The sequence below is a fragment of the Planococcus salinarum genome, assembly GCF_007004625.1.
Lineage (GTDB): Bacteria > Bacillota > Bacilli > Bacillales_A > Planococcaceae > Planococcus > Planococcus salinarum.
In genome coordinates this window covers 102,722-117,922 of record NZ_VIFV01000002.1, presented here as the reverse complement: position 1 = coordinate 117,922, position 15,201 = coordinate 102,722, and the positions used below count along the sequence as shown (strand labels likewise).

Annotated in this window: 15 protein-coding genes; all 15 read left to right on the top strand. The window is 49.3% G+C overall.

Translation table 11 applies throughout. From position 1 onward, the window contains the following. Positions 1-16: 16 nt before the first annotated feature. The 15 genes from DIJ65_RS03340 to DIJ65_RS16230 all read left to right on the top strand — a co-directional run bounded on the left by DIJ65_RS03340 (position 17) and on the right by DIJ65_RS16230 (position 15,185). Positions 17-643, top strand: a complete 627-nt coding sequence (locus DIJ65_RS03340; protein ID WP_071151988.1) for an anthranilate synthase component II — start codon at positions 17-19, stop codon at positions 641-643. Beyond that, positions 618-2,372 carry an aminodeoxychorismate synthase component I gene (gene pabB / locus DIJ65_RS03335; RefSeq protein ID WP_071151987.1) on the top strand — a complete coding sequence of 585 codons (1,755 nt, stop codon included), beginning with the start codon at positions 618-620 and terminating at the stop codon, positions 2,370-2,372. The genes DIJ65_RS03340 and pabB overlap by 26 nt, the downstream gene beginning before the upstream one ends. A 694-nt stretch (positions 2,373-3,066) precedes the next feature. Continuing rightward, the gene (gene gnd / locus DIJ65_RS03330; RefSeq protein ID WP_071151985.1) at positions 3,067-3,963 is read left to right on the top strand and encodes a phosphogluconate dehydrogenase (NAD(+)-dependent, decarboxylating); all 897 of its coding nucleotides are present in this window, start codon (positions 3,067-3,069) and stop codon (positions 3,961-3,963) included. Between the two features lie 79 nt (positions 3,964-4,042). Further along, a complete protein-coding gene (locus DIJ65_RS03325; RefSeq protein WP_117299266.1) occupies positions 4,043-5,095 on the top strand; it encodes a TRAP transporter substrate-binding protein in 1,053 nt (350 codons plus the stop codon). Between the two features lie 135 nt (positions 5,096-5,230). Beyond that, on the top strand, positions 5,231-5,740 hold the full coding sequence (locus DIJ65_RS03320) for a TRAP transporter small permease (protein ID WP_117299268.1): 510 nt from the start codon (positions 5,231-5,233) through the stop codon (positions 5,738-5,740). A 32-nt stretch (positions 5,741-5,772) separates the two neighbouring features. Beyond that, positions 5,773-7,047, top strand: coding sequence for a TRAP transporter large permease (locus tag DIJ65_RS03315; RefSeq protein ID WP_117299271.1), 1,275 nt, complete (start codon positions 5,773-5,775; stop codon positions 7,045-7,047). A gap of 38 nt (positions 7,048-7,085) precedes the next feature. Then, positions 7,086-8,051, top strand: a complete 966-nt coding sequence (locus tag DIJ65_RS03310; RefSeq protein ID WP_117299273.1) for a sugar kinase — start codon at positions 7,086-7,088, stop codon at positions 8,049-8,051. 18 nt (positions 8,052-8,069) lie between these two features. Beyond that, positions 8,070-8,714, top strand: coding sequence for a bifunctional 4-hydroxy-2-oxoglutarate aldolase/2-dehydro-3-deoxy-phosphogluconate aldolase (locus DIJ65_RS03305; protein ID WP_117299275.1), 645 nt, complete (start codon positions 8,070-8,072; stop codon positions 8,712-8,714). A gap of 409 nt (positions 8,715-9,123) precedes the next feature. Beyond that, entirely contained in the window at positions 9,124-10,272 is a 1,149-nt protein-coding gene (dgoD, locus tag DIJ65_RS03300) for a galactonate dehydratase (protein WP_117299277.1), read from the top strand. Between the two features lie 375 nt (positions 10,273-10,647). After that, positions 10,648-11,643: a C-terminal binding protein gene (locus DIJ65_RS03295; protein ID WP_117299279.1), complete on the top strand. Its 996-nt coding sequence runs from the start codon at positions 10,648-10,650 to the stop codon at positions 11,641-11,643. A gap of 19 nt (positions 11,644-11,662) precedes the next feature. Continuing rightward, positions 11,663-11,929: an HPr family phosphocarrier protein gene (locus DIJ65_RS03290; protein ID WP_071152416.1), complete on the top strand. Its 267-nt coding sequence runs from the start codon at positions 11,663-11,665 to the stop codon at positions 11,927-11,929. A 13-nt stretch (positions 11,930-11,942) separates the two neighbouring features. After that, positions 11,943-12,626 (top strand): ribose-5-phosphate isomerase RpiA, encoded by a 684-nt coding sequence (gene rpiA / locus DIJ65_RS03285; RefSeq protein WP_117299281.1) that lies wholly within the window; start codon positions 11,943-11,945, stop codon positions 12,624-12,626. 535 nt (positions 12,627-13,161) lie between these two features. After that, on the top strand, positions 13,162-13,590 hold the full coding sequence (locus DIJ65_RS03280) for an RND transporter (protein WP_117299285.1): 429 nt from the start codon (positions 13,162-13,164) through the stop codon (positions 13,588-13,590). 221 nt (positions 13,591-13,811) lie between these two features. Next, a complete protein-coding gene (locus DIJ65_RS03275) occupies positions 13,812-14,702 on the top strand; it encodes a gluzincin family metallopeptidase (protein WP_117299287.1) in 891 nt (296 codons plus the stop codon). A 345-nt stretch (positions 14,703-15,047) separates the two neighbouring features. Beyond that, positions 15,048-15,185, top strand: a complete 138-nt coding sequence (locus tag DIJ65_RS16230) for a hypothetical protein (protein WP_185959480.1) — start codon at positions 15,048-15,050, stop codon at positions 15,183-15,185. The last annotated feature ends 16 nt before the right edge of the window (positions 15,186-15,201 follow it).

The window sequence follows — 15,201 nt, the reverse complement described above, 5'->3', positions numbered from 1 at the left end:
CAGAAGAGGTGCGAACATGATTGTGACCATCGATAATCACGATTCATTTACATATAATCTGGTGCATTACCTCGAGCAGATAGCGGGCGAGGTGCGGGTATTCCAGAACGATGCCATTACGGCGCAATCGGTGAAAGAGCTCGGACCGGAACTTATCGTGCTGTCGCCTGGACCCGGCCGGCCGGCAGAGGGCGGAGCGACACGCGACATCCTGGCAAACTTGGGCGGTGACATTCCGATCCTCGGGGTCTGTCTCGGCCATCAGGCGATTGTCGAATTTTTCGGCGGCCGCATCGTGAAAGGCCGCCAGCCGATGCACGGCAAAACTGCGCCCATGTCTCACGATGGGAGAGGGTTGTTCGAAGGCGTTGCTTCGCCTACGCGCATTACCCGCTACCATTCGCTGGTGGCGGAACCCACCAGCCTGCCCGCCAGCCTTGAAATCAGCTGTGAAACAGAAGACGGAGTGATCATGGGTGTCAGGCACCGCCATTTGCCTATTGCCGGTATCCAATTCCACCCCGAATCGATCATGACGTCAGAAGGCTATAAGATGCTTGAGAATTATTACGGACAGTCGAAAGCCTGGCTTGCGCGAAAAAGGGAAGGTGAAGCAAATGGACAATCCGTATCTTCTCTTTGAATTCCGCAACGCAGACGGAATCGTCGAACCGCTGGCATTCAGCAATCCGGTGCGCATTCTGCAGACCCACAACATCGGCGAAGTGGCCGGCATCCTCAAGCAGCTCGACGAAGCAGCCGATCAGGGCTATTATGCGGCGGGATTTGTTTCCTATGAAGCGGCGCCGGCTTTTAACGCCGCGATGGAAGTCCGGCCCGCCGGCGATTTCCCGCTGGTCTGGTTCGGCATTTTCGAGAAGCCGCATCACCCGGAACCGACCGGGCTTGCCGAATCTTCGGGTCCAACAGACTATCACGTATCCGACTGGCAGATGGCCGGTACGCCGGAAGCTTATAAGGAAGGCATCCGGAAAATAAAACAGGCAATCGAAGAAGGCGATACATACCAGGTCAATTACACGGAACGGCTGCACGCTGACTTCAGGGGGAGTGACGCCGCGTTTTACCGTCAGCTTGCGCGCAATCAGCAGGCAGGCTACGGCGCCTATTTGAACATCGGCAATCAGCGGATCCTGTCTGCTTCGCCCGAGCTTTTTTTTCGGGTCGACAACGGGCGGCTCACCACAAAGCCGATGAAAGGCACAGCGGCGCGAGGCCGCACACTTGAAGAAGACAAGGAACGAATCGCCGAACTGCTGGCTTCCGAAAAGGAGCAGGCGGAAAACCTGATGATCGTCGACCTGCTGCGCAATGACATGAGCCGGCTCGCCAAAAAGGGTACGGTGAAAGTGGACAGGCTCTTTGAGGTGGAAACGTATCCGACGGTCCACCAGATGACTTCCACAATCGAAGCGGAACTCGCGCCGGAGCTGGACATCCTTGACTGGTTCAAGGCGTTGTTCCCATGCGGCTCAATTACAGGCGCCCCGAAAATCAGCACGATGCACACCATCGCGGAACTGGAAGCGACACCGCGCGAAGCGTATTGCGGCGCCATCGGATTTGTGACCCCGGACAAAAATGCCGTCTTTAATGTGCCGATCCGAACGGTCATCATCGATGCGAATGAAGGCACGGCGCGTTACGGCGTCGGCGGCGGGGTGACATGGGATTCGACTTCCGAAGGGGAATTCCGGGAATTGCAGACCAAAGCTGAGGTGCTGACAGCACGCCGGCCGGCATTTCAGCTGCTGGAATCACTGAAACTGGAGAACGGCCATTATCCCTTATTGGCGTATCATATGACGCGCCTGGTTGAGTCCGCTGCCTATTTCAGTTTTCCGGCCGACCGCTCCTCTATAGGGGATCACCTTTCGCGCATTGCGGCCGAAAATCCGGCCGGCTCCTATAAAGTGCGCCTGCTGCTCGACCGCGACGGGAATATTAGCATCGAAGCACAGGAAACGGCGGCGATTGCTGAACCGGTGAAATGCGCGCTTGCCGCCGCACCTGTCGACAGCGGCAATGCTTTTCTTTATCACAAAACTACGTACCGGCAGGTGTATGAAGAAGCAGTTGAAAAGAAGCCGCCGGAAGCTTTTTCCGTTTTATTATGGAATGAAAACGAAGAACTCACGGAGTTTGCAATCGGCAATGTGGTCGTGGAGAAAGACGGCGAATTCTTTACCCCGCCAGTGAGTTGCGGCTTGCTGCCGGGTACATTCCGCCAGCAGCTGCTTGATGCAGGAGAAATAACAGAAAAGATCCTCCGGAAAGAAGAACTGGGCGAATGGGATGCTGTCTGGTTCATCAACAGCGTCCGCGGCTGGCTGCGGGTGGAAATGATTTAGAGCAAATTGAGAGCAACCGGTTTTTCGTCCGCGAAAAGCCGGTTGTTTTTTATTTGCATCAATAAATAAGGGAAACTGAACAATACAATGGCTATGCCGCCACTCGTGAACACGAAAATCGCACAATGACGTCTGTTTTAAGAGGATATGATCGGCATTTCACCTTTTATGATCGGCATTTCGCCTTTTATGATCGGCATTTCGTCTTTTATGATCGCCATCCGCCATTTTATGATCGCCATTGCATTTTTGGCCGCTCGCCAACAAGCTGTACCTCTGAATTGTTTATCTTGCAAGCCGCGCAATACGAAGAAATCATCCAATCTCTTCCTATATATGCACCATTGTGGAACTAAATTCCGCCTTTTTTAATTTTGCAGATAAAACTTTTTTCGATAATTGAAAATAATAGTTGAAATTATTTCCGCACCGTTTATAATGAAGTTTATGGAAGGGGTTACATTCTGCTCTTTCAGTCACAAAAAAGACACACAAAGCAATCTAAAAGCTTTTATTCAAAATAGCTATACGGAATTTATTTCCGCAGGATATTTTAACTGCAAGTGCCCCGGCAGATAGATTCACCAAAACAGCAAAAAAATAATAAAAAAATTATTGGATTTGGCTATAACATACTTTAAATTTTGAAAAGCGCCAAATTGTTTTCTGAAGTAAAAAGAAAGGGGTTACATTTATGAAGTTAGCTATGATTGGCGTCGGCAAGATGGGCTACAACCTGGCACTTAACATGATGGACAATGGCCACCAAGTCGTTGCACACGATGCGAACCGCGAACTAGTGGACAAAATCGCAGCGGACGGCGCGATTGGCGCATATACATTGGAAGAAGTCGTCCAACAACTGGAGCAACCCCGGGTTCTGATGATGCTGGTGCCGCACGGCGAGATTACGGAAAATGTCATTGCGACATTGAAACCGCTTCTTGACGAAGGCGATATCGTCATCGACGGAGGAAACTCCAATTACAAAGAATCGGTGCGGCTGGGCGCAAGCCTGAAAGAAAACGGCATCCACTTTATGGATTGCGGCACAAGCGGCGGAATTTCCGGTGCGCGTGAAGGAATCTGTACGATGATCGGCGGCGACCCGGAAGCATTCAAGATCATCGAACCCGTCTTCAAGGATGTGTCTGTCGAAAACGGTTATTTCTACACCGGCGAACTCGGCAGCGGCCACTTTCTTAAGATGATTCACAACGGCATCGAGTACGGCATGATGCAGGCAATGGCTGAAGGCTTCGATATCCTCGAGAAGAGCGATTACGATTATGACCTGGAAGGCGTGGCGAAAGTCTGGAACAATGGTTCCGTCATCCGTTCATGGCTCATGGAATTGGTCGAGAATGCATTTTCGAAAGATCCGAAACTGGAAGAAATCCGCGGGGTTATGCACTCGTCGGGTGAAGGGAAATGGACGGTTGAAACCGCGCTTGATCTTCAGGTGCCGGCTCCGGTCATCACGATGTCCCTTCTCATGCGCTACCGTTCGCTCGAAGACGATACCTTCACCGGTAAAGTCGTAGCGGCACTGCGCAACGAATTCGGCGGCCACGCCGTTGTCAAAAAGTAAACCCGGTTACACAGGCTTCACCATATAAAGTCGTTTACACATTTTCCACAAAATAAAACATGAAAAAGGGGAGACTAACATGAAAAAATTATTTTCTTTGTTCGTATTGGCAATGATGGTATTGGTTCTTGCAGCATGCGGAGGCAACGAAGAAGCTGCTGAAGGATCTGAAAACGAAGGAGAAGCATCAGGCGAAACGAAAACAATCCGCGCTGGTATCGGCCTTAACGATTCACACCCACAGTACTTGGCATTATTGGAATGGAAAAAAATCGTGGAAGAAAAAACTGATGGCGCGATCAAAGTTGAAACTTACCACAGCAGCCAATTGGGCGATGACCGCGCAATGACTGAAGCACTGCAACTTGGTTCACAGGAAGTAACTATTCCTTCAACAGCACCAATCGCTAACTTTGTACCAGAATTCAGCGTATTTGATTTCCCGTTCCTGTTCCCTAACGAAGAAGTTGCGGATAAAGTTTTGGACGGCGAAGTCGGCGATAAATTCCTTGGTATGCTTGAAGACCAGAGCCTGGTTGGTCTTGCTTACTGGGAAAACGGATTCCGTGATGTAACAAACAACGAACGCGCAATCGAAACTGCGAGTGATTTCGAAGGCTTGAAACTTCGTACAATGGAAAATGATTTGCACCTTGATGCTTTCAAAGCACTGGGAGCTAACCCGACGCCAATGGCATTCGGTGAATTGTTTACAGCAATGCAGCAAGGTACTGTCGATGGACAGGAAAACCCGATCCCGACTATCTACCTGCAAGGTTTCTACGAAGTGCAGGATTACGTTTCTACAACGCACCACATCTACAGCCCATTCGTATTCCTGATGAGCAAAGAATTCTTTGACGGATTGACTGAAGAGCAGCAAACAATCGTAACAGAAGCCGCTGTTGAAGCTGGCGCGCTTAACCGGAAACTTAACCGCGAAGCTGTTGCAGAATATGCTGAAGAATTGAAAGCTGAAGGAATGAACTACAACGACGTAACTCCTGAAGCACGCGCGGAAATGGTTGAAATCGTTCAGCCGGTCCTTGACGAGTACGCAGAAAAAATCGGTAAAGAAACTGTTCAGGAAGTCTACGACGCTGTCGCAGAAGCTGAAGCAGAGTTAGAGTAATAAATAAGTAACGGCTTTGGGGGGGATGTTTCCTCAAAGCCGTTTTCTTGCTATTTACTGTATTCATCAACCCTTCTTTACATATCAACACATTCCCCCTAAATGTATAAATACTTATTAATAAAGGAGACCGACATGAAAATCCTACATTGGTTAGACCGGCATATCGAGGAAGTATTCCTGGTTCTTTTTTCCGCGGTAATGGTAGCAGTCATTTTCCTGCAAGTGGTCATGAGACAATTCGACAGCTCCCTGTCCTGGTCTGAGGAATTGGCGCGCTACAGCTTTATCTGGCTCGTCTACATCGGCATCAGCTACGGCGTCAAGAAAGACCGCCACATCAAAGTGGACGTTCTGTTATTGGTATTGAAAAACAAAGGCAAAATCATTTTGACAATCATCGCCAACCTTCTTTTTATTGTCTTCGCCATCTTTGTAATCCGATACGGCACGGACATTGCGATGCAATTGCTTTCTTTCGGCCAGAAATCTCCGGCCAACCAGATTCCGATGGGACTTATCTATTTGGCCGCACCGGTCGGCATGGGCTTGACGCTGATCCGCCTGCTGCAGAACCTGATCAAACACATCAAAGCGCTGAAGCATGAAATGCAAGTAGACAAAGAACTCGAGAAACTAGGGTAAGCCCGGAATGATACATCTAGGAGGTTTATAGAATGACTATTGCAGTCTTATTTGGCAGCTTTGCGCTTTTGCTGATTCTGACGGTGCCAATTGGTATCGCAATCGGCTTATCAACACTTATCACAATCATGTATACAGGCAGTCTGCCGGTTGAATTCCTCGCGAAAGAATTGATCACGTCGGTCGATTCCTTTCCGCTGATGGCAGTTCCATTCTTTATCCTTGCCGGAGAAATCATGGGCAAGGGCGGCATTTCCGAACGCCTCTTTAATGTAGCAAACGCGCTTGTCGGCAACAGAACCGGCGGTTTCGCTATTGCAACGATCATCACATGTATGTTCTTTGCGGCCATTTCCGGTTCCGGTCCCGCGACAGTTGCGGCAATCGGCGGAATCATGATTCCGGCCATGGTGCGCCAGGGTTACGACATTAAATTCGCCACAGCTACCGTAGCGGCAGCCGGCTCAATCGGCGTTATCATTCCGCCGAGTATCCCGATGGTCATCTACGGTGTAACCGGAAGCGTTTCAATCGGCGACCTTTTCATCGCCGGTATCGTTCCGGGTATCCTTGTTGGACTTTCGATGATCGCCTGGGCTTACTTCTATTCGAGAAGCAAAGGCTATAAAGGCCTTGATGAAAAGACTTCATTGAAAAAAATCGGTCTCGCTTTCTGGGATGCGAAATGGGCATTGCTCATCCCGATCATTATTCTTGGAGGTATCTATGGTGGTTACTTTACGCCAACAGAAGCTGCGGTTATCGCAGTAGTCTACGGGTTATTTGCCGCGATGGTTCTTTACCGCGCGTTGAAAATCCGTGATTTGCCGAAAGTTATCATCGATTCCGCGTTGACGACAGCGACTGTGCTGATCATCGTCGGAACGGCGAATGCGTTCGGGCGTCTTTTGACAATCGAGCAGGTGCCGGTCCAAATTGCCGACGCTATGCTGTCGGTTTCCACGAACCAATACGTCATCATCCTATTGATCATGTTGCTGTTGCTCGTCGTCGGCATGTTCATGGATACGCTGGCCGCCATCATCATCCTGACGCCGATCCTGCTGCCGATCGCAGTACAGATCGGATACGATCCGGTCCATTTCGGTATCCTGATGGTCGTCAACCTGGCAATCGGTTTCTTCACACCACCAGTCGGGGTCAACTTATTCGTCGCATCAGGAATTTCCGGCGTATCGATCGAATCGCTGTCCCGTGCGGTGATGCCATTCGTCATTTCAATGCTCGTTACGTTATTGTTCCTGACATTCGTTCCGGCTATCACGATGTTCTTTATTCCAGAGTAATAAAATCCGGAAACATGATAGAGAAGGTTGTGTCTTAAATGGAGAAATCAGAAGTATTTACATTCGGTGAAACGATGGTGTTGTTCCAGCCTGAGCAGATGCTGCCGCTGGAATACATCCACCATTTTCCGAAAAAAATCGGAGGAGCGGAATCGAACGTGGCAATCGGCCTCACGAGACTTGGCCATTCCGTCACCTGGTTCAGCAAACTCGGCAATGACCCGTTCGGCCGCTTTGTGCTGAAAAGCATACGCGGAGAAGGCGTCGACGTCTCATCCTGCCTGCTGTCAGACGAAGCTCCGACCGGCCTCCTGTTCAAAGAACAATTATCACCGGAAGACATGAACGTCTATTATTACCGGAAAGGATCTGCCGCAAGCCTGATGCAGCCGAAAGAACTGGATGGCGGCGCAATTGCCGCCGCACGTATCCTCCATATCAGCGGCATCACACCGGCGCTCAGCGAATCGGCCCTTGCAACCGCGATGGAAGCGATTGAAATCGCAAAGCGCAACGGCACCATCGTGGTATTCGATCCGAACCTGCGCCTCAAATTATGGAGTGCCGACCAGGCCAAAAAGACGTTCAATGAAATTGCCGAACACGCCGAAGTCATTCTGCCGGGCCTCGATGAAGGCCAGCTGATGACCGGTGAAACGGACGTCGAAGCGGTAGCACAGACACTCGCTGGCGACAGCGACAAAATCATCATCATCAAGCTTGGCGATAAAGGCGCTTACTTGCATGCAAAAGATCAAAAAACGTATGTCGAAGGCTTTCCGGTGGACCGTATCGTCGATCCAGTCGGTGCCGGAGACGGTTTTGCCGCAGGCGTCATCAGCGGCTTATTGCGTAAAGAACCATTGGAACAGGCTGTTCGCCGTGCCAATGCCATCGGGGCAATGGTCGTCGGTGTCAGCGGCGACATCGAAGGGCTGCCGACATTCGAAGCAGTTGAACGCTTCATGAAGCCGGCTGGTGCAAACCGCGACGTAAAACGCTAAATCGAGGAGGAAACGGCCATGAAAAAATGGGAAAACCTTATTCGCCTGAAAGAAGCGGGACTCATCGCAGTCATCCGTAAACCCGAACAATCACAGATCCACCACATCGCGGAAGCGCTTGTCGAAGGGGGCACCGGTGCCCTTGAAATCACATTGGACACGCCGGGCGCACTCGGCATGATCCGTGAACTGAAAGAGAAATTCGGCGACCGCGTCCTTGTCGGCGCCGGAACCGTTCTCGACGCACCATCCGCCAAAATGGCCATCGATGCCGGGTCGGATTTCATCTTCTGCCCAACATTCGATATCGAAACAATCCAGATGACCAACCGTTACGGGCGTATTTCGATTCCGGGCGTCATGACGCCAACGGAAATCCTCAACGCCTATTCGGCGGGGGCCGACCTGTTGAAAGTATTCCCGGGCGGCGCACTGGGCACCAATTACATCAAAGACCTGCAGGGGCCGCTGAGCCATGTCCCGGTAATGCCGACCGGCGGCGTAACGCTCGACAATGTCGAAACCTTCATCAAGAATGGGGCGGTTGCAGTAGGCGTGGGCGGTTCTCTCGTCGACAGCAAAGCAATCGCGGAAGAACGCTACGAAGTCCTGACCGACGTTTCCCGCCAATTCATCGAAAAAATTAAAAATGCAAGAAGCTAAAAGCGCTGACAGAAGCGCTTTTTGGCGTTAATCCGATTAAAGCTGACGTTACGTCAGCGTGATTTGCTCCTTCGTTTCTCTCGAGCAAGAAGGAAATCGGGTGGGAAATCGTCGAACGCGGATATAATTTTTTGAGCGCGGAAATATCTCGCTGAACGCGGAATTAATTTTCTGAACGCGGAATTATCCCACTGAACGCGGAAAAAATCGCCTGAACGCGGATATACGCCAATTCATCGAACATCTACTTAGAAAAACCAGCATAAGCAGCTGATTACGAGTCCTATCAGGTTTTATTCTCACCAAAATCTCTTCAAAAACCAAGGTCACAAGACAAATGGATGCTTTTCGCGAGCGAAAAGCGAAAAACCGACCGTTTGATCATACAAAAAGAAACGAGGGTTCTATTGTGAAAATCACGAAGCTGGAAACATTTATCGTTCCGCCGAGATGGCTGTTTTTAAAAATGGAAACCGACCAGGGCATTGTCGGCTGGGGAGAACCCGTTATCGAGGGGCGCGCAGCTACAGTGGAGGCCGCAGTGCACGAACTGAGTGATTACCTGATCGGCAAAGACCCGCGCCGCATCGAGGATTTGTGGCAGACCATGTACCGTTCTGGTTTTTACCGTGGAGGCCCGATTTTGATGAGCGCAATCGCCGGGATTGACCAAGCGCTTTGGGACATCAAAGGGAAATACCACAATGCACCGATCTCCGAACTGATGGGCGGAGCCGTCCGCGATTCGGTCCGCGTCTACTCGTGGATCGGCGGAGACCGTCCGAATGATGTCGGCGTCGCTGCGAAACAGGCAGTTGCAGCCGGCTTCAGCGCTGTGAAAATGAACGGTACGGAAGAGTTGCAGTACATCGATTCATACGAAAAAGTCGATCAGGCGATTGAACGCATTGCGGCAGTCCGTGAAACGGTCGGCAAATACATCGGCATCGGCATCGATTTCCACGGCCGGGTACATAAACCGATGGCGAAAATTCTCGTCAAAGAACTTGAGCAATTCCGCCCGATGTTCATCGAAGAGCCGGTTCTGCCGGAAAACAATGAAGCCCTGCGTGAAATCGCGCATATCACCCACATTCCGATTGCAACGGGTGAGCGCATGTTCTCGAAATGGGATTTCAAGAAAATCCTGTCGGACGGCTACGTCGACATCATCCAGCCGGATCTGTCGCATGCCGGCGGAATCACCGAATGCAAAAAAATCTTTGCGATGGCGGAAGCGTACGATGTTGCCGTTGCACCGCATTGCCCGCTCGGCCCAATCGCACTCGCATCCTGCCTGCAGGTCGATGCCACGTCGCATAACGTTTTCATCCAGGAACAGAGCCTCGGCATCCATTACAACCAGGGCAGCGATCTGCTCGATTACCTGAATGACAAATCGGTCTTCGAATACAAAGACGGCTATGTCGACATGCTGCAAAACGCAGGTCTTGGCATTTCCATCAATGAAGACTTCGTCCGCGAACAGGCGAAAATCGGCCACAATTGGAGAAACCCGGTATGGCGCCATAAAGACGGCTCGATTGCTGAGTGGTAAAACCAATCTAAATCAAAGAGTCATCTAGTGCACAACGCTTCGGCGCTTTGGACAGGGCAAAGATTATGCTCCTGCGCACAGCTCGTCGCAAAGGTACGCCATCTGCGCTTGGCGACCTTGCCTCCCGCTATAAGCCGAGAAGACCACTCGTCTTATTGCTTCGTCCAGTCCTGGGCCGCGCCTTCGCTGAGAGAAATCTCTAGAGATATGGAGCAAAACAGTGAGATGCCTGCGGGACCAGCGAAGTGTTGAGATCCACTCGGGCGCTAAGCCCGAGTTAGCTCAACGCAAGCCCGCGGCAAGCGAGCTGTTTTGCGGAATATCGGTTATTAAAGTTAATTCGTTAAACATTTATACCTTGAAGGAGAGAATCCCATGAGCCCATTCAAAGTGGTCGTCACCGACTACGAATACAGCACATTCGCACCGGAAGAAGCCGTTCTGGATAAGCTCGGCATCAAACTGACTTTTGAACAATGCAAAACGGAAGACGACGTCATTGCCGCATGCAAAGACGCCGACGCCCTGATCAACCAATATGCGCCAATCACACGCAACGTCATCGAACAGCTCGACAACTGCAAAGTCATTTCCCGTTACGGCGTCGGCTTTAACACGATCGACGTCGATGCGGCAACGGAAAACGGCATCATCGTCGGCAATGTCACCGATTACTGCCTCGACGAAGTATCGAACCATACGATGGCATTGCTGCTGTCGCTGGCGCGCAAAGTGACGCTGCTGAACAGTTCGGTGAAAAACGGCAATTGGGACTTTAAAGTGGCCGTGCCGATCCACCGCTTGCAGGGGCAGACGCTCGGCCTTGTCGGCTTCGGCAACATCCCGCAGACGGTTGCGCGAAAAGCGAAGGCGTTCGATTTGAATGTCATCGCCTATGATCCGTTCGTGGCGCCGGAAGTGGCGGCCGCACAGAATGTTGAACTGGTTACACTTGAAGAATTGTGCCAGCGCTCGGACTTCCTTTCTGTCCACGTGCCGCTCAATGCGCAAACAGAAGGAATGATAAGCCGCAGCGAATTCGCTATGATGAAGAAAGACGCATTCATCATCAACACGGCTCGCGGGCCGATCATCGATGAACAGGCATTGATCGAAGCGCTGCAGGCAGGAAGCATTGCCGGTGCCGGCCTCGACGTGCTTGAAACCGAACCGATTGCTGCGGACAATCCGCTACTGGCGATGGATAATGTTGTTCTGAATCCGCATTCCGCATTTTATTCCATCGAAGCGGAAACGGAACTCAAGCGCAAGGCAGCGGAAAACGTCGCCGATGTGCTGTCCGGCTATTACCCGACCTATCTGGTCAATAAAGGCGTCAAAGACAAAGTGGAATTGAAAGACAAGCTGTAAAATTAGAGGAGGAATTTCAATGGAGAAAACCGTATCGAAAGACATTACCGTCAATATTTCGGACAAGACGACAATCGTCGAAGTCAGCAAAGCGACACAGAAATACCAGTCGGAGATTTACCTGAAAAAATCAGTCAACGGCACGCCGTACGAAATCAACCTGAAAAGTTTCCTCGGTTTGATCACGCTGCAATTGCGCAACGGCGACGAATTGAATGTCCGCACAGTCGGTGAAGATGCAGAAGAAGCGATGGCAGACGTCGTTTCCTATTTAAGCCAGGCATAAGGAGGCGTTTCCAGTGGCAGAAAATCAGGACCTGTACAAAAAAGCGGCAGCTGAACAGGCGGCCCAATACGTTGAAGACGGCATGGTGCTCGGACTCGGTTCCGGCACGACTGTCTACTGGCTGCTGAAGCGCCTCGGGGAACTCGTCGAGCAGGGACTCAACATCAAAGGCATTCCGTCGTCACTCCGGACAGCGGAATGGGCGAAGGAATTCGGCATCCCGCTGACGGATTTTTCCGAAGTCGAAATGCTCGACCTGGCGATTGACGGAGCGGATGAAATCGATCCGGATTTCCAGCTCACCAAAGGCGGCGGCGGATCGCTCGTCCGCGAGAAACTCGTCAACGCGCATGCCAAACGGGTCATCATCATCGCTGAAGGGTCGAAAATGGTCGACCGGCTCGGCAAATTCCCATTGCCGGTCGAAGTGCTGCAGTTTGCGTGGCAGCGCACAGCCGACAAAATCCGGGCGCTTGGTGCCGAGCCGGTCTTGCGGGAGCGGGACGGCGAAGTGTTCGTGTCGAACAACGGCAATTACATCCTCGACTGCGCCTTCGGTTCAATCGAGAACCCGCAAGCGCTGCATAACGAACTCAAGCTCCTGCTCGGCGTCGTGGAAACCGGCCTGTTTATCGACATGACGGACAAAGTGATTCTGGCCGGGCCTGATGGGGCTCGGGTGATCAACAAAAACTAAGGTATTCCACTTGGAAATATATCTGGACGATAAAAGAGCGCCCGTAAACTGTCTCAGGACAGTTGCGTGCGTTCTTTTTCTATTTTCCTGCGAACCCTCATTAGGAAATGAATATGGTAAAATAATGGAAAAGGAATGAGGGGTTCCCATTAAAAACAGAGTTAATTTTCCATTTATTTATTTTCTGATAGAGCAGAATATCGTGTTGGTTTATCGAATCCAATCGGAGGAGAATGTCACAGGGACTAATTTAATCGAGAGTGACAATATGGAAACCTATGATGTGGAGTCAGCAGAAGACTTTGAGTCATTTATTCATATGGAAAGAACTCCTGTGGAAGGCAGAAGCATATTCTTGAATCATCGAGATTTGGATAAGTTAGCGAAGGAAATAAACGAGGAGATTCAAAGAAATCATCGGGAGCAATAGCGTCGCAAACCAACCGCAACTGAATTACAACTCTAATGGCACTTTACTAATTGTGTCACTCTGGGGAAACGGAATGATGAGTCGATAAGGGCGAGGAGATTGAAAATGAAAAACAAAAGCGATGTAAAAAAAATAAACTGGGTAATTCTCGCGATCGTGTTATTGCTCGGGGTTGGCACAGCGATTTTTGCATTAGTCGACTTAATGAGCGCAGCAGATACTGCTTTTGGTGAAGAGGCACAATCGCGTATTGAATTTAGTTGGGGGTCATTTCAAACTGGTATTTTGATTGCATTGGCCATCGGTTTGATTTTCTTGGTAATAGGTTGGAAAAGAATCTTTCCTTTTAATGTCCCTCTTGCGATTATATTGTTTGGGTTTTATTATCAATTATTTTTTCTGATATTCACCGTGGGTTGGATTCGCTTGCAGGGGATGCTGGGTTTATTGGCAGCTTTACTGGTGGGGATAATTTTAACTGTGATTTATGCAATTTCTCTTCTAAATGAACGCCGCAGAACAGTAAAGAGATAATTCTAATCGATGGGACTTCAAACGGGGTTCCTTTTTTGTTTGCAAAAATGTACTTTTGTGATCAGTTTCTATGGTTCTGCGCCTTTCAAGGATAACCGGTCTATCCACCTAATTGTATTTCGACAATTCTTTTTTCCGTGTAGGAATCGCTCCGAATATTTGATAAAGTAGAAATATGGAAAAAATTAGTGCGGAAAAAATCGTTGAAAGGAGCGAGGAGAATGAAAAAATCGAGAAAAACGGCTCTCTCCATCACGGCACTCATCCTTTCCTTCGTTTTAATGCTCTTGTTGGGTGGAAGTTTTATCGTACATAAAGTAATAACAGATTCACTGGGTGCAGACCTTACCTATTTTCAAACAATGAGGGGCGTAATCACTCAAGATGCTGAAAGTGAAAGTGAGAGGCAATTAAAAGAATCTTCCATGCGGGAAGATTACCGCCACATCTCCATTTACTATGAAGAAAATTTTTCTGAGCTGCTGTCGATCACTAAAGAAACCTTGAATTTGGCCATTGAGAGAACGGAAGAACTCTTCGGTGAAACTGACGAAGTGCCGTTTGATTTACTGGTTTTTGAGAACGTTGTTGAGATGAACGGGTTTTCTGAGCTTGAAACGGGCTATGCTTTCTATTCAGATTTCCTCAAAGTTTTGGTGATACATAATTCCGGCAAAGGATTTATTTTGGCTGAAGATGAACTTGCCCTGTACAATTTTCAGCAGACGCTGCTGCATGAATACACTCATTATGCCTTTACCCGCAGAGTTTCGAACCTGAATCATTATCCGATGTGGTTTGTAGAAGGCGTAGCTGAATATGCCGGCATTGATCCGGAACGGGTGTTTTCGCCACATTTTGAGAACATACCTTTTGACCAATTAACCAGCACCGAGCAATGGGAGAAAGCGCTGAACACGCCGATGAAGAGCCCGTATCTGCAAAGTTACTATGCGGTAGATTACCTGACTGTGGAACACGGGGAGGAAGTGATCACGCAAATCATTGATTCCGTCGATGACACACGTGATTTTGAAGAAAGTTTTGGGGAGGTCACTGGGCTAACACTTCGTGAATTAGAAAGTGAATTTTTAAGTGCTTATAAGGACTGAAAAAATATTGCTAAGTGTGCCTCCCAGGAAAATGAAGTATGATCAACATATGTTCAAGGTCAAGAAGCAGAGAATGGAATCCCCAGAAGTAAGCTGAAAAAAACCCAAAGGAGTGGATGGCGATGAAATTCGTAAATACAATTATTGGGTTATTCGTTATCCTTGTGGGATTTTTAGTAGTATTTACTACAGTTTATGAGGAACCTTTGAAAATGACGTCGATCAATATCATAGGAATTATTATTGCTGGATGTGGACTCTTTTATCTTAAAAAAATCGCTGAATTCGGGAGACAGTAACCTTTTACGCTCCCCCTTTAAAGCCAGAGAAGCAGGAGGCGTAACAATGGTCTTTATTATAGGGTTTATACTTATAGGCATAATTTGGATCTCTTCGAGCACCATTGAGAAGAAACTGGACTCACTCGGAGAACAGAATAACCGTGTGATTGAACTATTGGAAGAAATAAAAGACAAAAAGTAACGAAATCGCAAACATT